Source organism: Methylopila sp. Yamaguchi (assembly GCF_002897035.1).
GTDB lineage: Bacteria > Pseudomonadota > Alphaproteobacteria > Rhizobiales > Methylopilaceae > Methylopila.
On record NZ_BAUX01000009.1, the window covers coordinates 138047 to 159815 of the forward strand.

General features: G+C 69.2%; 26 protein-coding genes. 10 read left to right on the forward strand and 16 right to left on the reverse strand.

Features of this window, described 5'->3' with window-relative positions; translation table 11 throughout:
- Positions 1-124 precede the first annotated feature (124 nt).
- Together METY_RS12295 and METY_RS12300 are read left to right on the forward strand one after the other, a co-directional pair.
- Positions 125-706 carry a YqaA family protein gene (locus METY_RS12295; RefSeq protein WP_103121682.1) on the forward strand — a complete coding sequence of 194 codons (582 nt, stop codon included), beginning with the start codon at positions 125-127 and terminating at the stop codon, positions 704-706.
- Between the two features lie 5 nt (positions 707-711).
- A complete protein-coding gene (locus METY_RS12300) occupies positions 712-1254 on the forward strand; it encodes a disulfide bond formation protein B (protein WP_103121683.1) in 543 nt (180 codons plus the stop codon).
- Here the strand turns inward: METY_RS12300 and METY_RS12305 are convergent.
- From METY_RS12305 to hisB, 12 genes are all read right to left on the reverse strand, one after another.
- A complete protein-coding gene (locus tag METY_RS12305; protein WP_103121684.1) occupies positions 1218-1982 on the reverse strand; it encodes a L,D-transpeptidase in 765 nt (254 codons plus the stop codon). The two genes, METY_RS12300 and METY_RS12305, sit on opposite strands and share 37 nt — an antisense overlap.
- Positions 1983-2237: 255 nt before the next feature.
- Positions 2238-2795 carry an HNH endonuclease gene (locus tag METY_RS12310; RefSeq protein WP_103121685.1) on the reverse strand — a complete coding sequence of 186 codons (558 nt, stop codon included), beginning with the start codon at positions 2793-2795 and terminating at the stop codon, positions 2238-2240.
- Positions 2796-2860: 65 nt separating this feature from the next.
- Positions 2861-3544, reverse strand: a complete 684-nt coding sequence (locus tag METY_RS12315) for an alpha/beta hydrolase (RefSeq protein ID WP_103121686.1) — start codon at positions 3542-3544, stop codon at positions 2861-2863.
- The gene (locus tag METY_RS12320) at positions 3541-4077 is read right to left on the reverse strand and encodes a DNA-3-methyladenine glycosylase family protein (protein WP_244593632.1); all 537 of its coding nucleotides are present in this window, start codon (positions 4075-4077) and stop codon (positions 3541-3543) included. Before METY_RS12320 ends, METY_RS12315 begins: the two co-directional genes overlap by 4 nt.
- 143 nt (positions 4078-4220) lie before the next feature.
- A complete protein-coding gene (gene coaA, locus METY_RS12325; protein WP_103121687.1) occupies positions 4221-5177 on the reverse strand; it encodes a type I pantothenate kinase in 957 nt (318 codons plus the stop codon).
- Positions 5177-5500, reverse strand: a complete 324-nt coding sequence (locus METY_RS12330; protein WP_103121688.1) for a phosphoribosyl-ATP diphosphatase — start codon at positions 5498-5500, stop codon at positions 5177-5179. Before METY_RS12330 ends, coaA begins: the two co-directional genes overlap by 1 nt.
- 8 nt (positions 5501-5508) lie before the next feature.
- Complete coding sequence (hisF, locus tag METY_RS12335) at positions 5509-6291, reverse strand: imidazole glycerol phosphate synthase subunit HisF (protein WP_103121689.1); 783 nt, start codon at positions 6289-6291, stop codon at positions 5509-5511.
- A 145-nt stretch (positions 6292-6436) separates the two neighbouring features.
- The gene (locus METY_RS12340) at positions 6437-7414 is read right to left on the reverse strand and encodes a sensor histidine kinase (RefSeq protein ID WP_160147354.1); all 978 of its coding nucleotides are present in this window, start codon (positions 7412-7414) and stop codon (positions 6437-6439) included.
- 101 nt (positions 7415-7515) lie between these two features.
- Positions 7516-8259, reverse strand: a complete 744-nt coding sequence (gene hisA, locus METY_RS12345; RefSeq protein ID WP_103121744.1) for a 1-(5-phosphoribosyl)-5-[(5-phosphoribosylamino)methylideneamino]imidazole-4-carboxamide isomerase — start codon at positions 8257-8259, stop codon at positions 7516-7518.
- Positions 8256-8891: an imidazole glycerol phosphate synthase subunit HisH gene (gene hisH, locus METY_RS12350; RefSeq protein WP_103121691.1), complete on the reverse strand. Its 636-nt coding sequence runs from the start codon at positions 8889-8891 to the stop codon at positions 8256-8258. Before hisH ends, hisA begins: the two co-directional genes overlap by 4 nt.
- Positions 8888-9370 (reverse strand): DUF2628 domain-containing protein, encoded by a 483-nt coding sequence (locus tag METY_RS12355; RefSeq protein ID WP_103121692.1) that lies wholly within the window; start codon positions 9368-9370, stop codon positions 8888-8890. The genes hisH and METY_RS12355 overlap by 4 nt, the downstream gene beginning before the upstream one ends.
- Positions 9371-9393: 23 nt before the next feature.
- Positions 9394-9987 (reverse strand): imidazoleglycerol-phosphate dehydratase HisB, encoded by a 594-nt coding sequence (gene hisB, locus METY_RS12360; protein ID WP_103121693.1) that lies wholly within the window; start codon positions 9985-9987, stop codon positions 9394-9396.
- Between the two features lie 212 nt (positions 9988-10199).
- On the opposite strand from hisB, the gene METY_RS12365 reads away from it, so the two are divergent.
- From METY_RS12365 to hslU, 4 genes are all read left to right on the forward strand, one after another.
- Positions 10200-10724, forward strand: coding sequence for a Dps family protein (locus tag METY_RS12365; protein WP_103121694.1), 525 nt, complete (start codon positions 10200-10202; stop codon positions 10722-10724).
- An 89-nt stretch (positions 10725-10813) separates the two neighbouring features.
- A complete protein-coding gene (gene hslV, locus METY_RS12370; RefSeq protein WP_103121695.1) occupies positions 10814-11362 on the forward strand; it encodes an ATP-dependent protease subunit HslV in 549 nt (182 codons plus the stop codon).
- Positions 11346-12407, forward strand: coding sequence for a hypothetical protein (locus METY_RS12375; protein WP_103121696.1), 1062 nt, complete (start codon positions 11346-11348; stop codon positions 12405-12407). Before hslV ends, METY_RS12375 begins: the two co-directional genes overlap by 17 nt.
- Entirely contained in the window at positions 12404-13699 is a 1296-nt protein-coding gene (gene hslU, locus METY_RS12380) for an ATP-dependent protease ATPase subunit HslU (protein ID WP_103121697.1), read from the forward strand. The genes METY_RS12375 and hslU overlap by 4 nt, the downstream gene beginning before the upstream one ends.
- A 165-nt stretch (positions 13700-13864) precedes the next feature.
- On the opposite strand, the gene METY_RS12385 is transcribed toward hslU, so the two are convergent.
- The 3 genes from METY_RS12385 to METY_RS12395 all read right to left on the reverse strand — a co-directional run bounded on the left by METY_RS12385 (position 13865) and on the right by METY_RS12395 (position 16460).
- Entirely contained in the window at positions 13865-14434 is a 570-nt protein-coding gene (locus METY_RS12385) for an ActR/PrrA/RegA family redox response regulator transcription factor (protein WP_146035717.1), read from the reverse strand.
- 174 nt (positions 14435-14608) lie between these two features.
- Positions 14609-15148: a translation initiation factor IF-3 gene (infC, locus tag METY_RS12390; RefSeq protein WP_200819668.1), complete on the reverse strand. Its 540-nt coding sequence runs from the start codon at positions 15146-15148 to the stop codon at positions 14609-14611.
- A 139-nt stretch (positions 15149-15287) separates the two neighbouring features.
- A complete protein-coding gene (locus METY_RS12395) occupies positions 15288-16460 on the reverse strand; it encodes a glycosyltransferase family 4 protein (RefSeq protein WP_103121699.1) in 1173 nt (390 codons plus the stop codon).
- Between the two features lie 76 nt (positions 16461-16536).
- Here METY_RS12395 and METY_RS12400 point away from each other — a divergent pair, with 76 nt between their 5' ends.
- Together METY_RS12400 and METY_RS12405 are read left to right on the forward strand one after the other, a co-directional pair.
- Positions 16537-17031, forward strand: coding sequence for a YaiI/YqxD family protein (locus METY_RS12400; protein WP_103121700.1), 495 nt, complete (start codon positions 16537-16539; stop codon positions 17029-17031).
- A complete protein-coding gene (locus METY_RS12405) occupies positions 17028-18098 on the forward strand; it encodes an MBL fold metallo-hydrolase (RefSeq protein WP_103121701.1) in 1071 nt (356 codons plus the stop codon). Before METY_RS12400 ends, METY_RS12405 begins: the two co-directional genes overlap by 4 nt.
- Before the next feature lie 4 nt (positions 18099-18102).
- Here METY_RS12405 and METY_RS12410 read toward each other — a convergent pair whose 3' ends face one another.
- Positions 18103-18885, reverse strand: a complete 783-nt coding sequence (locus METY_RS12410) for a lipo-like protein (protein WP_103121702.1) — start codon at positions 18883-18885, stop codon at positions 18103-18105.
- Positions 18886-19309: 424 nt separating this feature from the next.
- On the opposite strand from METY_RS12410, the gene METY_RS12415 reads away from it, so the two are divergent.
- A complete protein-coding gene (locus METY_RS12415; protein ID WP_244593633.1) occupies positions 19310-20542 on the forward strand; it encodes a L,D-transpeptidase family protein in 1233 nt (410 codons plus the stop codon).
- A gap of 93 nt (positions 20543-20635) precedes the next feature.
- Complete coding sequence (gene holA, locus METY_RS12420; RefSeq protein ID WP_103121745.1) at positions 20636-21667, forward strand: DNA polymerase III subunit delta; 1032 nt, start codon at positions 20636-20638, stop codon at positions 21665-21667.
- Positions 21668-21769 lie beyond the last annotated feature (102 nt).

A 21769-nucleotide genomic window follows, 5' to 3' on the forward strand; every position in this document is an offset into this window, starting at 1 on the left:
TCGACAGCGCGTCACGCTGTCAATTCATCCCGTTGCGCCAATAGGGCTCTTCCGCTCTTGCGGCCGTCGCCGACAGCTTCTACGGGAAATGCACCCACCGACGCACCGTCGCCAAAGGCCCCCCATGCTGAGACGCCTCTACGACTGGATGCTCACACTGTCCGCCGGTCCGCGGGCGAAGCTCGCGCTGTTCTGGGTCTCTTTCGCCGAGGCGTCGTTCTTCCCGCTGCCCCCGGACATCCTGCTGGTGCCGATGACGATCGCGCGCCCTCAGGACGCCTACCGGCTCGCGCTGCTGACAGGTATCGGCTCGACGCTCGGCGGCGCGCTTGGCTACGCCATCGGGTCGCTGCTCTACGACAGCGTCGGACTCTGGATCATCCATCTCTATGGCTACGGCGACAAGATGGACGCCTTCCGGGAGACCTACGCCCAATACGGGCTGTGGATCATCCTGCTGAAGGGCCTGACGCCGATCCCCTACAAGCTGGTGACCATCACCTCGGGGTTTGCAGGCTACAATTTCTTCCTCTTCATGCTGCTCACCGTCATCTCGCGCACGCTGCGGTTCCTGGCGGTCGCCTGGATCCTCAAGCGCTATGGCGAGCCGGTGCGGGAGTTCATCGAGCGGAAGCTGGCGCTCTCCGCGTTCCTGCTGCTGTTCTTCGTCGTGGGTGGCTTCGTGCTTGTGAAGTACGTGGTGTAACGGCTATGGCGGCCTCCCCTCTCCGCTCTCCCGCGGCCGCCGGCGTCGCGATCGCGGTCGTAGCGGCGGCGACGGTCGGCGGCGCGCTCGTGTTCGAGCATGGCTTCGGCTACGTGCCCTGCATGCTGTGCCTGTGGGAGCGCTGGCCCTATTACCTCGGCGCGCCGCTGGCGCTGCTCGCGGGCCTGCTCGCGCTCCGCGGCCATGCCGCGTCGAAGCTCCTGTTCGTAGCCCTCGCCCTGCTGTTTCTCGGCGGGGCCGTTCTCGGCGCCTACCACGCCGGCGTCGAATGGGGATTCTGGCCGGGTCCGACCAGTTGCGCCGGCGCGAACGCCGCGCCGACATCGGCTGGCGGCCTGCTCGCCCAGATGAAGACGACGCGAATCGTCCCCTGCGACCGGGCCGCGTGGCGCTTCCTCGGTCTCTCGCTCGCCGGCTACAACGCGCTCATCGCCCTCGGCCTCGCCGCGGTCGCGGCTCTCGCGACACGGCGGCTGGGCCGCGGCGCGCCTCACCACCGCGCCGGTTCGGCCTCCCAGCGGTCATAGTCGCCGCCCTCGGCCGCCGGATAGGGCGCCGCCGCGATCTCCGGCGCCGGCCGCCGATCGATCTCACCGTCCTGGATCACGACCACCGGCGTGTCGGTCGGCACGCGGTCGTAAAGGTCGATGATGTCTTGGCTGAACAGGCGAATGCAGCCGCTCGACACGGCGCGGCCGATGGAGAGCGGCTCGGTCGTTCCGTGGATGCGGAACAGCGTGTCGCGGTTCCCCTGGAAGAGGTACAGCGCGCGCGGACCGAGCGGGTTGTCCAAGCCCGGCGCCATGCCGCCGGCGTAGGGGCCGTAGCGCTCGGGCTCGCGGGCGATCATATCGGGCGTCGGCGTCCAGCGTGGCCACTTCGCTTTGCGGCCGACGCGCGCTGAGCCCTCGAAGGCGAGCCCCTCCTTGCCTACGCCTATGCCGTAGCGCAGCGCCGCCCCGCCTTCCTGCACGAGGTAGAGGAACCGCGCCTGGGTGTCGATCACGATCGTCCCCGGCGTCTCGTAGCCGTCATAGGCGACCGCCTGCCGTAGCCATTTCCGGTTCACCCGCGATATGTCGGTGGCGGGCAGCGGATAGAGTTCGTCCGGCCGCGCGCCGTACCGCGCGATGTCCGCCGGATCATGCCCGCCCCCAACGTCCCGCCCCGGCGTGCTGATCGATCCGCAGCCTGCGAGCGCGCCTGCGCCAAGCAGGACCCCGCAAAACGACCGGCGGTTGATGTTCGACGTCATTTGACTCTACCCCACAAGGACCGGCGCCGGCGCGGCGCGCGACGTCGTCGGTGTCCAGGCAGGGCATGGCCGCCATCAGGGGAAAATCGAGCGAAAACAGGGCGACAGCGGGATGTCGCCTATCGGCCACAGTTAGCGACGCGGCTGGAAAACCAGGCGCTTCGCTCCTTCTCGCTTTGCTCTGAGAAGGCTCGCCATCACAGGCTTTTGCGTGACCGCCCCAGCACAGCTCAAGCCGCCGCCGGCCGCTCGACGCTACGGCTCGAGCTCGCTGTCCCAGTAGAGATAGTCGAGCCAGCTGTCGTGCAGGTAGTTCGGCGGAAAGGCGCGGCCGTTTTGGTGCAGATCGTGCACTGAGGGCTGGAACGGGGTCTGCGCCGGGTACATCCCGCAGTCCGCCGGCATCTGGCCGCCTTTCCGCAGGTTGCAGGGCGAGCAGGCCGCGCAGACGTTCTCCCAGGTGGTCTGGCCGCCTCGGGAGCGCGGGATCACGTGGTCGAAGGTGAGGTCCTCGCGCGTGCCGCAGTACTGGCATGCGAACCGGTCGCGAAGGAACACGTTGAACCGGGTGAACGCGGGGTTGCGCGCCGGTTTGACGTAGGTCTTCAGGCACACCACCGAGGGCAGCTTCATCTCGAAGCTGGGGCTGTGCACTTCGCGGTCGTAATGGGAGATGACGTTCACACGGTCCAGGAAGATCGCCTTGATGGCGTCCTGCCAGGACCACAGCGACAACGGGTAGTAGCTGAGCGGACGGTAGTCCGCGTTCAACACCAAGGCCGGGCACGCGTCAGGTGAAACGGCGACCGTCACCGAGCACTCCTTGCATGAGCGCCGGCGCGCCGGCCGACGCTGGGCGATACTCTACATGTCGTGTGTCAGCCTTGTGAAGCCATACGAGCGAATGTTTTTCGAGGAGCGAACGCGCTCGCCAGAAAGGCTGCGCCCTGACGCAGGCCTTCGCCGTCAATGCCGTGGCCGAGGCCGGGCGAAAGGTGCCACTCGCAGGGAATCTCCGCCGCCCCGAGGCCGTCCGTCGCGGCGAACAGGGCGTCGATCGGGATGACCTCGTCGCGGTCGCCGTGGATCAGCAGGATCGGGGGCTTGCCGGTCGCCTCGTCCTTGAGGACCTCCGGCGAGACCAGCATGCCGGAGTAACCAAGGATCGCCGCCGGCGGGACTCTGCGGCGCAGGCCGACGTGCAGCGCCATCATCGTGCCCTGACTGAAACCGACCAGCGCCAGCCTTTCGGGCGCGACGCCCGCGCGGGCGAGTTCGGCGTCGAGGAAGGCGTCGAGGTCGGGACGGGCGGCGATCACGCCGCGGCGACGTTCGTCCGGGTCGCGGAAGGTCAGCGGGAACCACTGCCGGCCCATGGGCGAGCCCGGCAGAAGCGAGGGCGCGTGCGGCGCGACGAAGGCCGCGTCCGGCAGCAGCTTGCGCCACTCCCGGCCGATGGCGATGAGATCGTTTCCGTCCGCGCCGTAGCCGTGCAGGAAGACGACGAGCGCTTTTGCATGTCCGGAAGCGGGGGCGAGGCGGGGTCCGTCGATCGCTGTCATCGAAGCTCCTCGGTCGTCTCGGGTCTGTGCGGGGCCGGCGCGCCATCGCGGCCGCCGCGCGCCCTGAGGTAATAGGCCCAGAGCAGTTGCGCCGCCACTCCCCGCAGCGGCCGCCAGCGCTCGGCCAGCGCCTCGGCCGCCAGCCGGTCCGGCCGCGCGGGCAGGTCGAACGCCTCCTTCAGCGCCGCCTGAACGGCGGTGTCGCCGCCGGGAAAAGCGTCGGGACGACCGTGGGCGAACAGGAGAAAGACGTCCGCCGTCCAAGGGCCCACGCCGGACACGCGCAGCAACGTCGTGCGGGCGTCCTCCTCCTCCATCTGCTTCAAGGCCTCGAGGTCGAGGCCGCTTTCGACCGCATAGCAAAGCGCCCGCACGGTCCTCAGCTTCGGGCGCGAGAGGCCTGCGGCGCGAAAGACATCGTCCGGCGCGGCGGAGAGCGTCGCGAGGTCGAGCCGCCCAAGCGCGGCCTCCAGTCGTCCATGGATCGCCTTTGCGGCCGCGACCGAGATGAGCTGAGAGTTGACGATCCACACCAGCCCCGCGAGATCGGGCGTCAGCGTCCGGAGCGGCGGCGGATCGCAGACCGCGCGGACGGCGGCCAGCCGCGGGTCGAGCGCGCACAGCCGGTCCAGCGCGGCGTCGAGCTGCGCTCGCGTGAGGATGCGGTCCGGCGCGATCAGATTTTCCGTAGCCGGACCTCGTCGATCCGATGGCTGCGGCCCTTCTTCAGGATCAGATCGGCGCGCGGCCGGGTGGGGCGGATGTTCTCGCGCAGGTTCGGCAGGTTGATGTCGGCCCAGAGCTTTTCCGCCTGCTCCATCGCCTCGGTCTTCGACACTTGCGCGTACTTGCGGAAGTAAGACTGCGGATCGCGGAACGCGGTCTCCCGCAGGCGCATGAAACGCTCCACGTACCAACGGTGGAGCAGCGGCTCGTCGGCGTCGAGGAAGATTCCGAAGTCGATGAAATCCGACACGAAGGGCGTGACGCGGCCGTTCTGGGGCTTGTCGCCGGTCTGAAGGACGTTCAGCCCTTCGAGGATGACGATGTCCGGCCGGTCGACGACCAGTTGCTCGCCGCGCACCACGTCGTAGACCAGATGGCTGTAGACCGGGGCGGTGACCTCGCGCTTGCCGGCCTTGATGTCGGAGATGAAGCGGATCAGCGCCTGGACGTCGTAGCTTTCCGGAAAGCCTTTGCGGTTCATCAGGCCTTCGCGCTGAAGCACCGCATTGGGCAGCAGGAAGCCGTCGGTGGTGACGAGATCGACCTTCGGCGTCGCGGGCCAGCGGGCGAGCAGCGCGCGCAGCACGCGGGCGGTCGTCGATTTGCCCACGGCGACCGACCCCGCCACCGCGATCACGTAGGGCACCCGTGTCTCGCCGTGGCCGAGGAAGCGCTGGGTCGCGCGGAAGAGCTGCTGGCGGGCCGTGACGTAGAAGGCGAGCAGGCGCGAGATCGGCAGGTAGATCTGCTCAACCTCGTTTACGTCGATCGGATCGTTGAGCGAGCTCAGGCGCTCGAGGTCGGCGGCGTCGAGGGTCAGCGGAGTGTCGGCGCGGAGCTTCGCCCAGTCTTGCCGGGTGAAGGTGGCGTAGGGCGAGGGATTTCGGATCCGCGGCCGGTCGTCCATCAGCGCTCCCGGGAGGCCTTTTCCGCGTGGCCCGACTGCAGGGTGCGGCGCTCGAGCTCGGCCATCACCTCTGCGAGGTCGACCTCTCGTACCCGAAGAGCCACCAACAGGTGGTAAAGCACGTCCGCGGCCTCGGCCACGAGTTCGACCTTCGTTCCCGAGGCGGTGGCGAGCGCCGCCTCGACGCCCTCCTCCCCCAGCTTCTTGGCGCAGCGGGCGGGGCCGGCCTCCACCAGCGAGCGCGTGTAGGACGTCTCGGCCGTGGAGGCGTCGGCGCGCTGGGCGACGATGCGGGCGAGATCGCCCAGGGTGAAGCCGGTCATCGGATCCCTCACGCCGCCGGATCAAGCCGGACCGGAAGTCCGGCGGCGGCCATGGCGGCCTTGGTCTCGCCGATCGTGTACTCGCCGAAGTGGAAAATCGAGGCGGCGAGCACGGCGCTGGCGCCGCCTTTGGTGACTCCCTCGACCATGTGCTCCGGCGTGCCGACGCCGCCGGAGGCCACCACCGGCACCGGGACCGCGTCCACCACCGCGCGCACCAGCGCGAGATCGTAGCCGTGCTTGGCGCCATCCTGGTCCATGGAGGTCAGCAGGATCTCGCCCGCGCCCAGGCTCGCGACCTCGGCCGCATAGGCCACGGCGTCGAGACCGGTCGGACGACGGCCGCCATGGGTGAAGACCTCCCAGCGGTCGGCTTCGCCCGGCTGCGAAACCTTCTTGGCGTCGACCGCGACCACGATCGCCTGCGCGCCGAACTTCTCCGCCGCCCGCGCCACCACCGAGCGGTCGTTCACCGCGGCGGACATGATCGAGACCTTGTCGGCGCCGGCCAGCATCAGCGCGCGCACGTCCGCCACCGAGCGCACGCCGCCGCCGACGGTCACCGGCATGAAGCAGTTTTCCGCCGTGCGGGCGACGACGTCGAGCAGGATCGCCCGCTCTTCGTGGCTCGCGGTGATGTCAAGGAAGCAGAGCTCGTCGGCGCCTGCGGCGTCGTAGGCGATCGCGGCCTCAACCGGATCGCCGGCGTCGCGCAGGTCGACGAACTGGACGCCCTTGACCACGCGGCCGTCCTTGACGTCGAGGCAGGGAATGACGCGGATCTTCAGCATGCGTGCCGTCGTCTTTTTTCGTCTCTGTCAGGGGCCGCCTGCGTCGCGCCGCCCAAGCGACAAGGATGCGACACAAAGCTCGGCACCGCTCCTATAGGCAAGCACGCCCGCAAGATCAAAGGCGCACGTCGGGCCAAGCGGGATTTCAGTTGCCGGCGAGCAGCGCCGCGATCGGCGCGGCAAGCGTCACGACGACCCCCTCAGCGCGATAGGCGATCTTGGTCTCGCCGCTGAGATAGCCCGACAGCGCCCGCTCGATGAGATGCGATCCGAAGCCGCGCCGCGTCGGGGGCGAAACCTCCGGTCCGCCCACCTCGCGCCATTCAAAATGGAGCAGGCCGTCTGCGAACCGCCAGCTGAGGTCGACGCGACCGCCGTCCGCGGACAGCGCGCCGTACTTGACCGCGTTCGTCGCGAGCTCGTGCACCGCGAGAGCGAAGGCCATCGCCGCCCTATCGGCGAGCCGCACGGGCGGCCCGTCGACCCGTACGCGCTCCCCGAGCCCGTGGGGCTTGAGCACGCTGCGCACCAAAGCGTCGAGGTCCGCCTCGGCGGACGTCGTCTTCATTAGGCTGTCCTGGGCCTTGGCCAGCGCGACCAGCCGCTCCGAGATCTGCGCGTGGAACGCCTGCGCGACGTCGCCGCCGGCCCGCAGGGTCTGGCCCACGATCGCCTGCACCAGCGTCAGCAGGTTCTTGATGCGGTGATTGAGTTCGGCGGCCAGCAGCTTGTGCCGCTCTTCGCTAGCTTTGAGCGCGGTGATGTCCCGCGAGACCGACAGGATCGACTCCGGGCGGCCGTCTGGGCCGATGATCGGGCTCACCTGCACGTCCCAATGGCGAGGATTGCCCTTGCCGGTGTTGGCGATGTCCTGGAAGCGGTAGCTCCGGCCGTCGGCCGCCGCCGCGATCGCGGCCTTGGCGTGAAGATTTCCGGCGCCGGTCCAAAGGTCCGGCCAGTTGCAGCCGGCCAGCGCGTTGAAGTCGTCGATCTCCATCACCCGCTGGCCGCCCTCGCTCATGAAGACGAGACGTCCTTCAAGATCGATAATCTTGATGCAGTCGTCCGAGGCGGCGAGGACGCTGCGCATGAAGCGCGCGTCGCGCTCGGCGGCCGTAGTCATGTGATCATATTCCATCGCGCCGGGGGAGCGCGATGAGCTTTCTACTACAGAGGCGCCGGCTATGCTTGATCTTTAACGCCGCGCCTCACGTCGTGCAGGTATTAGACTGCCGCGGTCTTCGCCGCACGCACGAAGGCCAGCGCCTCGCGTCCGTTCAGCCGGCCGTCGTAGAGCGCGCGGCCTGTGATCGCGCCCGCGATGGCGCCGTTTTCCGGCGCGAGAAGGCGGCGGACGTCCTCGATGTCGGCGAGACCGCCCGAGGCGATCACCGGGATCGTCACGGCCTCCGCGAGATCGCGGGTCGACTCCAGGTTGAGGCCTCCGAGCAGACCGTCGCGGGCGATGTCGGTGTAGATGATCGCGGCGACGCCGGCGTCCTCGAACCGGCGTGCGAGATCGAGCGCGGTGATGTCCGACAGCTCGGCCCAGCCCTGCACCGCCACGCGCCCGTCGCGAGCGTCGACCCCCACTGCGACCTTGCCGGGATGGGCCCTGGCGGCGGCCTTCACGAACTCCGGGTCGCGCACCGCCGCGGTCCCGATGATGACGCGGGCGACCCCGCGCTTCAGCCAGGCGTCGACCGCCTTCATGTCGCGGATGCCGCCGCCGAGCTGCACGGGGACCTGCGCCTGATCGAGAATCGAGTCGACGGCTGCGGCGTTGACGCTGGCGCCTGCGAAGGCTCCGTCGAGATCGACCACGTGGATCCACTCGAAGCCCTCGGCGACGAAGGCCTTGGCCTGCGCGCCGGGATCGCGCCCGTAGACCGTCGCTTGGTCCATATCCCCCTGGCGCAGCCGGACGACCGAGCCGCCCTTGAGGTCGATCGCGGGGTAAAGGATCACGGACGCCACCTGACGAAGTTCGCGAGCAAAGCGAGGCCAAGGGTCTGGCTCTTCTCGGGATGGAATTGGACGCCCGCGACGTTGCCGCGCGCCACCAGCGCCGTGACCTCGCCGCCGTAGGTCGCGGAGGCGACGACGTCGTCGGAATCGTTCGGCGTGAGGTGGTAGGCGTGCAGGAAATAGGCGTGCAAGCCGCCCTGCCCGAGCGCCAGCCCGTCAAGCAGCGCGTGGTCGCGGTGCGGGTTGAGCGTGTTCCAGCCCATGTGCGGCACCTTCAGCCGCGCGTCGCCAGGCTCGATCCGGCGAACCCGGCCGGGAATCCAGTCGAGCCCCGGCGTCTCCTCGTACTCCTCGCCCGTGGTGGCGAGCAGTTGCATGCCGATGCAGATACCCAGAAAGGGTCGTCCGCGCCGCGTCACGACCTCATCCAGCGCCTCGCCGAGGCCGGAGGCCTGGCCGAGCGCCGTCCGGCAGTCAGGGAACGCCCCGTCGCCGGGCAGGACCACGCGGTCGGCGGAGGCGACCTTCGCGGGGTCGCTTGTGACGATCACGCCCTCGCCGCCGGCGCGGGTCAGGGCCTTCTCGACCGAGCGGAGGTTGCCGGCGCCGTAGTCGACGACCGCGATCGTCACCGCGCCGCCCCGGGCTGGGGAAAGAAGCTGAACGCCGGCTGCGCCGGACGGTAGGGCGTGCCGGACGGCTGCGGCCGCGCGGTCTCGCGCGTCTGGTCAGCGAGCCAGTCGGTGAAGAAGTGCGCCTCCGCCTCCTCGCGGCCGCGGGCGAAGACGCTGGCGACGTAGGCGTAGCCGCGACGCTCGAGAGCGCGGGCGCGCAGCCACGAGGCCTCGAAGCCGACCGCGAGGTTCGGCAGCAGCGCGAAGACGAGCGCCGAGCCGCCGCGAAGCTCGAGCCCCCGCGCGACCACCGCCAGCGCGACCTCGGCGGCGATGTAGAGCGCGAAAGCCATCCAGCAGCGCCGATAGAGCAGCCAGATTGCCGGCGCGAGGAAGGCGAGCTTGTGAAAACCTTCGCGCAGCACGACGAAGCGTTCGGCGTCGTCGAGCGTGCGCGCGGCGCCGCCGGGAGGTTCGTAGATCAGCCAGGTCTGCAACGTGGGTCAGCCTTTGAAAGACGTCAGTCGCCGATGCGGCCCTTGGTGGAGGGCAGCCGGTCGCCGGCGCGCGGATCGAGCGCGAACGCCGTCTTCAGAACGCGCGCGAGCCCCTTGAAGCAGGACTCCGCGATGTGGTGGGAGTTCGCGCCATAAAGCGTCTCGACGTGCAGCGTCACCGCCGCGTGGGTCGCGAACGCCTGGAAGAACTCCCGCACCAGCTCGGTGTCGAACGCGCCGACCTTCTGGGTCGGAAACGCGGTGCGCCAGACGAGGAACGGCCGCCCCGAGACATCGATCGCGACGCGGGTGAGGGTCTCGTCCATCGGCATGTGGACGTCGGCGTAGCGGGTGAGGCCCTTCATGTCGCCGAGCGCCTTGCGCACGGCCTGCCCCAGCGCGATGCCGACGTCTTCCGTGACGTGGTGGAAGTCGACGTGCACGTCGCCCTTGGCCTTGATCTCCATGTCGATCATGGCGTGGCGCGACAGCAGCTCCAGCATGTGGTCCAGGAAGCCGACGCCGGTGGAAATCGTCGACACGCCCGAGCCGTCGAGATCGACGGAGAGCGCGATGTCGGTTTCGGCGGTCGTCCGGGTCACCTCGGCGCGGCGCATGAAAGCCTCTTGAACGCCCGCGAACGCAGTCGCGGATCTGTCGTGGGAACGCGGGGTCGATAGCACGGCGGCGCGTCCAAGGCCAACGCACGCCTCCCACAAGTCGGCATAGCGCATCTGCGGCGCCCGCGGGCGCATATCGACGGCGTCGACTTGCTCTCTACTTGAACCCTCGCCGGCGCTTCGTCCGGTTTCATACCGAGGTGACTGCCATGGCCAAGAAACCGACCGAGGAGGTCCGGGCGCGCAAGAAGGCGGCGCTCGCGACTCCGACCGACCTGGGATCGAACGCGATCCGCGATCTGGAGGGCGCTCTGAACGCCATCCTTGCGGACACTTACGCGCTCTACCTGAAGACCAAGAACTTCCACTGGCACATGAGCGGGCCGCACTTCCGCGACTACCACCTGCTGCTCGACGAACAGGCCGCCGAGATCCTGGCGACGACCGACGACATCGCCGAGCGCGTGCGGAAGATCGGCGGCACGACGTTGCGCTCGATCGGCCACATCTCGCGCCTGCAGCGCGTCAAGGACAACGACGCCGACTTCGTGACGCCGCAGGACATGCTGGCAGAGCTGCGCGACGACAACCGCGACCACGTCAAGCGGCTGCGGGAAGCGCACGACCTCGCGGACGAACATGAGGACGTCGCGACCGCGAGCCTGATCGAGAACTGGATCGACGAGGCCGAGAAGCGCGCCTGGTTCCTGTTCGAGACCAGCCGAGGCGCCTGACGCCGGCGCAAGCGTCGGCGGCGACGCCCTTTTCGCCGCCGCCGGGAATGCCTACCTGAGCTCCCACAACAGTCCCTGCGGGAGCCTCCATGTCCGAGATCATTCTTCACGGGACGACAATCGTGCTCGTCCGCAAGGGCGGCCGCGTCGTCATCGGGGGCGACGGGCAGGTCAGCCTCGGACAGACGGTGATGAAGGCGACCGCCAAGAAGGTCCGGCGCATCGCCAAGGGGCAGGTCATCGCCGGCTTCGCGGGCGCGACCGCCGACGCCTTCACGCTGTTCGAACGCCTCGAGGCCAAGCTCGAGCAACACCCCGGCCAGCTTCTGCGCGCGGCGGTCGAGCTTGCGAAGGACTGGCGGCTCGACCGCTACCTCCGTCGGCTCGAGGCGATGATGCTGGTGGCCGACAAGAACGTGGCCCTCGTCATCACCGGCACCGGCGACGTGCTCGAGCCCGAGGACGGGATCGCCGCGATCGGCTCCGGCGGCAACTACGCGCTCGCCGCCGCCAGGGCGCTCGCCGACACCGACGCGGACGCCGAGGCGATCGTGCGCAAGGCGATGAAGATCGCGGCCGACATCTGCGTCTACACCAACGGCAACGTCACGGTTGAGAGTCTTGAGACCGTCGGCTGACGATCTCGCCGCGGCGGTCGCGGCGGGCGTCATCGACCGGGGGGCCGCCGACAGGTTGCGCGCGTTCCTGACGCGCGACGAGGAGGCTCCCTCCCCGCTCGACGCGGCGGATCGCGAGGACGTGCGCTTCGTCCGCGGCTTCCACGACGTGTTCATGAGCTTTGGACTGGCGGCCGTGCTGATCGGCTTCCGTCTGGCGGTGATGGCCGTAGTTCCGGAAAGCGCGCACGCCGCCGCATTCGCGCTGGGCGCGGGCGGGATCTGGGCGCTCGCCGAGATCTTCGCCCGCCGGCAGAGGCTGGTGCTTCCGAGCATCGTGCTCGCGCTCGGCTTCGTCACCTACGCCGTGACCGCCGCCGCCTTCGCCCTGGGCGCCTTCGCCGACGCGCCGGGCGGCGCGACGTTCTTCGCCGTGGCAGGCGTGGGGCTCGCGGCCGCCGTGGCGTTCCGGCTGCGCTTCCGCTTGCCGTTCTCGAGCCTGTTGATCGCCGGCGGCGTGATCGGCCTCGGGCTCGCTGCGCTCGAGACCGTCGCGCCTGGCTCCGTGGAAGCTCACTGGGACGGCCTGCTGCTCGGACTGGGACTCGCGGTGTTCGCCGTCGCCATGCGCTACGACCTGAAGGACCCAAGCCGGACGACCCTGGCCGCGGACCACGCCTTCTGGCTGCACCTCCTCGCCGCGCCGATGATCGTGCACGCGCTTCTCTCCTTCGCCGTTGCGGAGCCGAGCGCCCCGACCGGTCCCGAGGCCGGGCTCGTCGTCGCCATCATGCTCGCCCTCGCTCTCGTCGCGCTCGCGATCGACCGGCGCGCGCTGCTGATGTCCGGGCTGATCTATTTCGGCGCGGCCATCGGCGTTCTCGTCGCGCAGACCGACATCGACCCCGGCGCGATCTTCGCGCTCACCCTCGTGCTTCTTGGCGGCTTCGTCGTCACGCTCGGGGCGGGCTGGCGACCGGCGCGCCGGCTCGTCCTCGCCGCCCTGCCGGCCCGCGCCCGCGCGGTCCTCCCTCCCGTTCGTCCAGGTTTCCAAGGCCAGTCATGACCGACCTTTCCCCCCGCGAAATCGTTTCCGAGCTCGACCGGCACATCGTCGGTCAGCGCGACGCCAAGCGCGCGGTCGCGATCGCGCTTCGGAACCGTTGGCGCCGCCTGCAGCTCACCGGCCATCTGCGCGAGGAGGTGCAGCCGAAGAACATCCTGATGATCGGGCCCACTGGCGTCGGAAAGACCGAGATCTCGCGCCGGTTGGCGCGGCTCGCCAACGCGCCGTTTTTGAAGGTCGAGGCCACCAAGTTCACCGAGGTCGGCTATGTCGGCCGCGACGTGGAGCAGATCATCCGCGACCTCGTCGAGGTCGCGATCGGGCTGACGCGCGAGACCAAGCGCAAGGACGTCGCCGCCAAGGCCCACATGGCGGCGGAGGAGCGGGTGGTGACCGCGCTGGTCGGCGCCACCGCAAGCCCCGCGACGCGCGAAAGCTTCCGCAAGAAGCTGCGCGACGGCGAGATGGACGAGAAGGAGATCGAGATCGAGGTGGCCTCGTCGGGCGCTCCCATGATGGAGATACCGGGCATGCCGGGCCAGGTCGGCATGATCTCGCTCGGCGACCTCTTCGGGAAGGGCATGCCCGGCCAGAAGAAGACTCGCCGCGTGCTGGTGAAGGACAGCCACGAGGCGCTGATCGCCGAAGAGTCCGACAAGCTGCTCGACCAGGAGCAGCTTGTCGCCGAGGCCATCAAGGCGGTCGAGAACGCGGGCATCGTGTTCCTGGATGAGATCGACAAGATCTGCGCCCGCGAGGGCCGCGCCGGGGACGTCTCGCGCGAAGGCGTGCAGCGCGATCTGCTGCCGCTGATCGAGGGGACCACCGTCGCCACCAAGCACGGGCCGGTGAAGACCGACCACATCCTGTTCATCGCCTCGGGCGCGTTCCATGTGGCGAAGCCCTCGGATTTGCTGCCGGAGCTGCAGGGGCGCCTCCCGATCCGCGTGGAGCTGTCGGCGCTCGATCGCGAGGACTTCGTGCGCATCCTCACCGACACCGAGGCTAGCCTCGTGAAGCAGTACGTGGCGCTGCTTGCGACCGAGAACGTGACCTTGGACATCACCGCGGACGGCGTCGACGCGCTGGCGGACATCGCCGTCGAGGTCAACTCCAGCGTCGAGAACATCGGCGCGCGACGGCTGCAGACGGTGATGGAGCGGGTGCTTGACGAGATCAGCTTCACCGCCGCCGACCGCACCGGCGAGACGGTGACCGTCGACGGCGACTACGTGCGCAAGTACGTCGGCGACCTCGCGAAGAACGCGGACTTGAGCCAGTTCATTCTCTAAGGGCGCGCCTAGGGCTGCTTGTCAGGCGCAAGCAGTCCCGTCGTCGTCCTCCGGCTTGACCGGAGGACCATCGCCCGCCCCGAACGCGCCGTCCGATATGGATGGTCCGGTCAAGCCGGACCATGACGGGGTGTGTCGAAACGCCGTATTTAGTTCCGCCGCGCCTCAGCGCGGGGCGCGCTTGGCCAGGATCCGCTGGAGCGTGCGGCGGTGCATGTTGAGGCGACGCGCGGTCTCGGAGACGTTCCGGCCGCAGAGCTCGTAGACCCGCTGGATGTGCTCCCAACGCACCCGGTCCGCCGACATCGGGTTCTCGGGCGGTTCCGGCTTATGGTCGCCGGCGCTCAGGGCGCTGTGGATCTCGTCGGCGTCGGCGGGCTTCGCGAGATAGTCGACCGCGCCCATCTTCACGGCGGTGACCGCCGTCGCGATGTTGCCGTAGCCGGTGAGCACCACGCCGCGCGCGTCCGCCCGTCGCGACTTCAGCGCCGAGATGACGTCGAGGCCGGACCCGTCGCCGAGCCGCATGTCGACCACCGCGAAAGCCGGGGGCGCGCGTTCGACGGCGTCAAGACCTTCGCGCACGCTCTCCGCCACCGTGACGGCGTAGCCGCGGGCTTCCATGGCGCGGCCAAGCCGCTGCACGAAGGACTTGTCGTCATCCACGATGAGCAGCGTCATCTCGGACGCAGCTCCCACGCGAGCGTCCGCTCCGCTCGCGGCTTCGGCTGTCATCTGCATCGACATTCCAGACTTGCTCACATCGCCGCGACCTCTGCCGCGACCGATCGAAGCACTATAGCCGATGACACGGCTCCGCAACCACCGTTCACATGAAGCGGCGCCCGTTCATCTTTGCTGAACGTCTGACACAGAAAGACTTGGGCGCGGGTGGGGCGCCGCGCGGGATCAGCGCGGCGCGAGCACCATGGTCATCTGTCGGCCTTCGAGCGAAGGGTCGCTCTCGACCTTGGCGATCGGCGAAACCTCCTCGCGCACCTTGACCAGCAGCTTCAGGCCGAGGTCCTGATGCGCCATTTCACGGCCGCGGAACCGCAGCGTCACCTTGACCTTGTCGCCTTCCTCGAAGAACCGGCGCATCGCCTTCATCTTCACGTCGTAGTCATGATCATCGATGTTCGGGCGCATCTTGATCTCTTTGACTTCGACAATCTTCTGATTCTTGCGAGCCTCGGCGGCCTTCTTCTGCGACTGGTACTTGTACTTGCCGTAGTCGAGCAGCTTGCAGACAGGCGGAACAGAGTTCGGCGCGATCTCGACGAGATCGAGCCCCGCGTCCTCCGCGGCCTGGAGCGCGTCATTGATCTTCGTAGGGCCGAGATTCTGCCCGCTCGCGTCGATGAGCTGAACCTCGAGGACGCGGATCTCCTTGTTGACGCGGGGTCCGTCTTTTTGAACCGGCGCGACTGGCCTCATGGGACGACGAATGGCTGCAATCTCCTCTAAACATTGCGGTGCGCCGTCATCTGCTCCAACGCGGAAAGCCCCGTGTTCTGACACGAGGCGCGCGCCAAAGCGGCGAGCGTCGCCGACGGCTGGCCAAAGATCGTGACAAAGGGCCGGGAAGTCAACGCCCGGCGTCGTGGAGCAGCCGAACGTAGGCCTCGAGCGTCGCGCGCGTCATCGCCTCAAGCCCATAAAGCGCCGCCACGTGCGCCCGGGCGCGGGAGGCGAGGGCCGCGCGATCGTCCGGAGCGAGCCCGAGCGCCGCCGTAAGACCTGCAGCCAGCGCGTCGGGGTCTCCCGGCGCCACCAGCCATCCCGTGCGGGCGTCGGCCGCAACCGCCGGCGGTGCGAGCACAGTCTCCGCCACGGCGCCATGCGCGGACGCGACCACCGGGACGCCCATCGCCTGCGCCTCCGTCGCGCCGCGTCCGAAGGCCTCGGGCTCAGTCGAAGGGACGGCCGCGACGTCCGCCGCAAGGAGCGCAGCGGGCACGTCCGCGACGTGGCCGGGCAGACGCAGGCGGTCGGCGAGGCCGAGCGCCTCAGCCTGCGCGATAAGCCCATCGCGGTACCGCTCACGCCCTTGCGCATCGCCGGCGAGAACAAGCACGACGTCCGCGCGTCCGAGCCTTGCTGCGGCGTCGAGCAGAACCGACTGCCCCTTCCACGACGTGAGCCGGGCGGCGAGCAGAACCACTTTCGCCGCTTCGGGGACCGCCCAGGCGGCGCGTAGGGCGGCGACGCGGGCGGGGTCGACCGCCGCCGGGTCGAAGGCTGCGAGATCGACGCCGCGCGGGATGACCACCAGCCGCCCCCTCGGCGCGCCATGCTGGCGGGCAATGTGCGACGCGGTGAAGCCGGAGTTCGCAATCACCAGGTCGCCGCGCGCCATCACCGAATTGTAGAACCGCTTCGGGGCGGATTTTCCGGAGTGGATGCCGGCCGCGGTCGTGACGAAGGGAACGCCGGCCAGCCGCGCCGCGCCGAGCGCGCTCCAGGCCGGGGCGCGGGAACGGGCGTGGAGGATGTCGGCCCCCTCGGCGCGTACGAGCCGCGCGAGTCGTCCGACGTTCGCCGCCATCGTCAGCGGGTTCTTGCTGGCCGCGGGAAAGACCACGTGGCGCGCGCCGTCCGCCTCGAGCGCCGCGACCCCCCGGCCGCCTTCGCTCGCGACCACCGCTCGGGCGCCGACGGCGACGAGGGCCCGCGCGACGTCGACGGCCGTGCGCTCGACGCCGCCGGCCTCCAGCGCGGGCAGGATCTGCAGCACGGTCCGGCCGGCGAGGGGATGCACGGGAGCGGTTCAGCCTTGCGCGAGGGAGAAGGCGCGGCTCTCCCGCGCGGGCTCGCGCCGTGGTACCTCAACGGCGATGACGTCGCCAGAGAGCCACCCGCGTCCCGCCATTTTCATCGACGCCGACGCCTGCCCGGTCAAAGACGAAATCTATAAGGTCGCCGCCCGGCACGGGCTGGACGTCACCGTGGTCGCGAACCGCTTCATGGTCACGCCGCGGGAGGCTTTCGTCCGGCTCCAGGTCGTTCCCGAAGGCCCGGACGTCGCCGACGATTGGATCGCGGAGCACTGCGTCGCGCACGACATTGTGGTGACGGCGGACATTCCGCTCGCCGCCCGCTGCCTCGCCAAGGGCGCAGCCGCGATCGGCACGACCGGGAAGCCCTTCACCGAGAGCTCGATCGGCTCGGCGCTCGCGACCCGCGAGTTGATGAGCCACCTCCGCGAGATCGGCCAGATCACCGGCGGCCCCCGCCCCTTCGCTGCGCGGGACCGTTCCAACTTCCTTCAGGCGCTGGAGCTCGCCGTGACGCGTTCAAAACGCGCGCTCGCCGAGGCGGCCCGTCCGTGACGCGCCGCGGCGTGATCAGGCTCGGCGCTCTGCTTGCGGCGAGCGCCGCGGCCGGCGGCTGGTCCTGGCTGGCGTCCGTGCGGGACAAGAACCCCTACTACGCGGGCGCGCCGACCGACCATTTCGACGGCGTCCGCTTCTTCAACCCCGATCACCAGTGGTCGAAGTCGTTCGGCGAGGCGCTGCGCGGCGTCTGGTTCGCGGACAAGGCGAAATGGCCTGAGAGCTTCCCGAGCCCGTTCGATGAGCGACCGCCGGCCAAGGTCGACGGCGACCGGCTCCGCGTCACCCTCGTCGGACACGCCTCGCACCTGATCCAGACGCAGGGGTTGAACATCCTGATCGATCCGGTCTGGTCGGAGCGGTGCTCGCCGGTCTCCTTCGCCGGGCCGAAGCGGGTGAACCCACCGGGGATCGCCTTCGACGCGCTGCCCAAGATCGACGCGGTGCTGATCACCCACAACCATTATGACCATCTCGACCTCGACACGCTCTCGCGGCTCGCCGCGCGCGACCGGCCGCGGGTGATCGTGCCTCTCGGCAACGACGCGATCCTCAAGGGGCATGACCCGGCGATCCGCCGCGAGGCCTACGACTGGGGCGCCCGGGTCCCGCTCTCAGAGACGGTGGTCGTCAACCTCGTGCCGGCCTACCACTGGTCGGCGCGAGGCGTGTTCGACCGACGCAAGGCCCTGTGGTGCGGCTTCGCGATCGATGCGGGCGGAGCCGGCAAGCTCTACGCCGCGGGCGACACCGCGCTCGGGCCGCGCAACATCTTCTCGGCGATTCGCGCCGCCCATGGGCCGTTCAAGCTCGCGATCCTGCCGATCGGCGCCTATGAGCCGCGGTGGTTCATGAAGGACCAGCACGCCGACGCGGCAGAAGCGGTCGAGATTATGGGCCTCGTCGGCGCCGAAAACGCCGTCGGCTGCCACTGGGGGACGTTCCAGCTGACCTCCGAGGCGATCGAAGCCCCCGCCGAGGCCTTGGCTGTGGCGCTCGCGGAGCGGAGCATTCCCGCGGAGCGCTTCCGGGCGTTGCGTCCCGGTGAGGTGTGGGAAGGCTGACGCCTCACTCCGCCGGCTGCGAGCGGGCGTCCCGCGCGCGGACGCGCCGTTCGGCCCACTCCACCTTGCGGTAGTCGAAGCCGCGGACCAGAGCCGGCTTCACGATCTCGAAGTAGGGCGAGATGTCGAAGTCGCGCGGCATGTAGAGCGAGTCATGGCGGATGTGCAGGATCTCACGCCGTTCCCCGTGGTCGGCGATGGTCTCAACCCGCGGCAGGATGGGGTAGCGCACCCGCTCGAAGGCGCGGGCGATCAGGGACGAACAGATCGCGCGCGTCGGCAGGCCCGAACCCAGCGAGAGCATCCGCCGGCGCAGGCGCGCCGACACCAGCGGGATCGGCGTGCAGTAGCGCAGCAGGTCGAGCACGTTCTTGACGTCATACTCGTAGCCGAGCCGCAGGATGCAGAACCGCGCGACCTGCTCGCGTTCACATAGGTCGAGATCGAAAGGGCGGCAGATGCGGATATGCTCCGTCGCGTATTTCGACAGCGGCGCCGAGGCGCACCCGATCCCGAGCTCCATCTCCACCAGAGTGTGACGCTCGCCGTCCGGCGCGTAGACGTCGAGCATGTCGCCGACGTAGAGCACGGCGTGCGACCACACCGAGGAGGTCATGCGGCGGATCACGCCTGCGACGCGGCTGCGGCCGGCGATCAGGATCACGTCGCCGACCTCCAGCGTCTCGCGCAGGCGGGCCGGATCGTAGGCGATCTCGGGCCGATCCCGGATCTCCTCAGTGAGATAGCTCACCAGCCGCCGGCCGACGGCGTTGCCGATCCAATCCATGACGCGGCCCCCTTCGTCGACGGCCCCCGCGCCCTCGGCGCGGACTGTTCCACTCCGCAGTGTCGCCGCAGACGATCGCCCGAGACTGAAGGCCAAGCGGCCTCGCCCCCGGTTTTGGCTTTTATGGTTAATCAAACCTTTCCATCAGCACAGTGCTCCCGCACAGGGTCGAACGAATCAGGAAGATCTCTGAAGTCGCCGATTCGTTCTCGGTGAACGAATCGCGATTTACCGGCGCGTCTTGATTCGTTCTTCGGGATACAGATCTGTCAGCCGCTCCCTTATGCCTAACAGAAGGTTTAGTTACGTCGCTTCGATCGCATGATCGTTATGCTCCGGCCATAAAAGGCGACGGTTTGTTTACCCTAACCGAGGATCGTGACGAGGCGTCGGCATGTCCGGCGACTTACGAAGAGAGGGCCCCGTGGCTCACACCTCGCTCAAGGCGGCGACCGTTCTCGCCCTCGCGCTCGCGGCGACCGCCGCGCAGGCGACGGAGCGCGATGCGATCGCCGGCATGATCGCGCAAAACTCTGCGTCCGAGCCGCCGCTTACGGCTCATGCTCCCGTCGCGGAGCCGTCCGCTCCCACGGTCCCGCCAGCGCCTCGTGCGTCCCGCCCGGCCGCTCCCCGCTCCGCCGCGACGCCGATCGACGGCTACCCCGTCGATCTCCTGATCGCGCTGGCGAACGACGCCGTGTTCACCAGCGATCCCTACCCGAGGGGCCAGCACTCCGATCCGCGGATGATCAAGCTGCAAGTGCTGCTCGACCGCGCGCACGCCTCCCCGGGCGTCATCGACGGCATCAACGGCGGCAACGTCGCCAAGGCGATCGCGGCCTTTGAGATGATGGTCGGCCATCCCATCGACGGGGTGATGGACGCCGAGCTCTGGGCGAAGCTCGAGGCGACCTCGGCCGAACCCGTGCTGGTCCCCTACGTCATCACCGACAAGGACATCGCCGGGCCCTTCGTGCCGGTGATGCCGGACGACTACGCCGAGCAGGCCCTTCTGCCGGGCTCGTTCTATCGCGACCCGGTCGAGATGCTCGCTGAGCGTTTCCACATGGACGAGAACTTTCTTCGCCGGCTAAACCCCGACGTCGACTTCTTCGCGGCTGGCACGGAGATCATGGTGGCGAACCCCGGCCGCAAGCAGACCGTGAAGGTCGCGAGCATCGTCGCCGACAAAGGCCGCAAGCAGCTTTTCGGCTTCGACGCCTCCGGCAAGATCGTCGTGGCCTATCCCGCCACCATCGGCAGCGCCGATCTGCCGTCGCCAACCGGCATCCATGCCGTGAAGGCGATCGCGATCAATCCCGAGTACTGGTATCGGCCCAAGGTCAACTTCCAGCAGGGCAACAACACCAAGGCTCTGCGTTTGCCGCCCGGGCCGAACGCGCCCGTCGGCGCGGTCTGGATCGGCTTGGACAAGCCCACCTACGGCCTGCACGGCACGCCCGAGCCCTCGCGCATCGACAAAACCAACAGCCACGGCTGCGTGCGCCTGACCAACTGGGACGCCGACGAACTGGCGCACCTGGTCGCGCCCGGCGTGGTCGTGGACTTCCGCGAGCCGGAGATGGCGCCGGCCCAGACGGCGGAGACCGAGCCGCTGACGACCGGGAGCGCGCCCGCGCGGACCGTGCCGTACTAAGCGCGGCTCTTGTCCGGACTTGAGCCGGACAAGAAGGCCCGCGTCCGCCCGATCGACGTTGACCCGGCACGCGCGTCCCGCGACAACTCCGGGATGGTCGCCATAAAAGCCTCGGGCGTCGACGCCTTCCTCGCAAAGCCTCCTGCGGACGTGTTCGCCGTGCTCATCTACGGCCCCGATTCCGGGCTTGTGGCCGAGCGTGCCGAGCGTCTGGCCGCTCGCGTGCTCGAAGGCTCCGATGACCCGTTCGGCTTGGTCCGCCTCGACGGCGACGAGCTCGCGTCCGATCCGGGCCGGCTTGCGGACGAGGCGCGCACGATCGCGCTGTTCGGCGGCCAGCGCGCGATCCGCGTGAAGGTCGGGGGGAGGGCGATCGTGACCGCGGTTGAGGCTTTGCTCGGCGGGCCGGCGCCGGAGTCGCTCACCGTCATCGAGGCGGGCGACCTCAAGAAGAACGCCCCCTTGCGGACGCTGTGCGAGAAGAGCCCCCGCGCTGCCGCGTTGCCCTGCTACCCCGACGAGGCCGGCGCGCGCGATCGCCTGATCGACGAGGAGACCCGCCTGTCCGGCCTTTCGATCACGCCGGACGCCCGGGCGCTGCTGAGCGCGTCGCTCGGGCCGGACCGGCTCGCCGCCCGCGGCGAGGTGCAGAAGCTCTGCCTCTACGCCCATGGCCGCGGCCGCATCGACGTCGACGACGTCACGGCCGTGATCGCCGACGCCGGCGACGTCGGCATGGACGTCGCGGTCGATGCGGCGTTTGCCGGCAAAGCCGGGGAGGCGGCCGCAGCCCTCCGATCCTTGCGTTCCAGCGGAACGCCGGCGTCCGTCGTCGTCGGCGCGGCGCTGCGCCACGCCATCACGCTGCATCGCCTTCGCGGCGACGTCGACGTCGGCCGCAGCGCGCGCGCCGTGATGGAGGCGAACGGCTTCCTCTTCCACTTCCGCCGCAAGGATTCTGTCGAGCGCGCGCTCGGCGCCTGGAGCGGGGTACGGCTTACCGAAATCGTGGCGAAGCTCGCCGAAGCGGTCGCGACCGGGCGCAAGGCGGGCGGCGTTGGGGAGGCGGTCGCCGAACGCGCGCTGCTCGCCATCGCGATCGAAGCGGCTCGCCGCGCCCGCTGAGCATCATTTCGCGCTTGGGTTGCAAAAGATTGCGGCATGCTCGACCTAATAGGAGAGTCACTGGCGGCGTTTTCGGATGCGGCCGGAGTGATTGGACGTCCG

Coding starts and splice junctions, on each gene's coding strand:
- METY_RS12295 (WP_103121682.1), top strand. CDS start 125: ATGCTGAGACGCCTCTACGACTGGATGCTCACACTGTCCGCCGGTCCG.
- METY_RS12400 (WP_103121700.1), top strand. CDS start 16,537: ATGACGTCGCCAGAGAGCCACCCGCGTCCCGCCATTTTCATCGACGCC.
- METY_RS12410 (WP_103121702.1), bottom strand. CDS start 18,885: ATGGATTGGATCGGCAACGCCGTCGGCCGGCGGCTGGTGAGCTATCTC.
- hisF (WP_103121689.1), bottom strand. CDS start 6,291: ATGCTGAAGATCCGCGTCATTCCCTGCCTCGACGTCAAGGACGGCCGC.
- METY_RS12300 (WP_103121683.1), top strand. CDS start 712: ATGGCGGCCTCCCCTCTCCGCTCTCCCGCGGCCGCCGGCGTCGCGATC.
- hslV (WP_103121695.1), top strand. CDS start 10,814: ATGTCCGAGATCATTCTTCACGGGACGACAATCGTGCTCGTCCGCAAG.
- METY_RS12385 (WP_146035717.1), bottom strand. CDS start 14,434: ATGACAGCCGAAGCCGCGAGCGGAGCGGACGCTCGCGTGGGAGCTGCG.
- METY_RS12365 (WP_103121694.1), top strand. CDS start 10,200: ATGGCCAAGAAACCGACCGAGGAGGTCCGGGCGCGCAAGAAGGCGGCG.
- holA (WP_103121745.1), top strand. CDS start 20,636: ATGGTCGCCATAAAAGCCTCGGGCGTCGACGCCTTCCTCGCAAAGCCT.
- METY_RS12330 (WP_103121688.1), bottom strand. CDS start 5,500: ATGACCGGCTTCACCCTGGGCGATCTCGCCCGCATCGTCGCCCAGCGC.
- coaA (WP_103121687.1), bottom strand. CDS start 5,177: ATGGACGACCGGCCGCGGATCCGAAATCCCTCGCCCTACGCCACCTTC.
- hisB (WP_103121693.1), bottom strand. CDS start 9,987: ATGCGCCGCGCCGAGGTGACCCGGACGACCGCCGAAACCGACATCGCG.
- METY_RS12340 (WP_160147354.1), bottom strand. CDS start 7,414: ATGACTACGGCCGCCGAGCGCGACGCGCGCTTCATGCGCAGCGTCCTC.
- hslU (WP_103121697.1), top strand. CDS start 12,404: ATGACCGACCTTTCCCCCCGCGAAATCGTTTCCGAGCTCGACCGGCAC.
- METY_RS12315 (WP_103121686.1), bottom strand. CDS start 3,544: ATGACAGCGATCGACGGACCCCGCCTCGCCCCCGCTTCCGGACATGCA.
- METY_RS12305 (WP_103121684.1), bottom strand. CDS start 1,982: ATGACGTCGAACATCAACCGCCGGTCGTTTTGCGGGGTCCTGCTTGGC.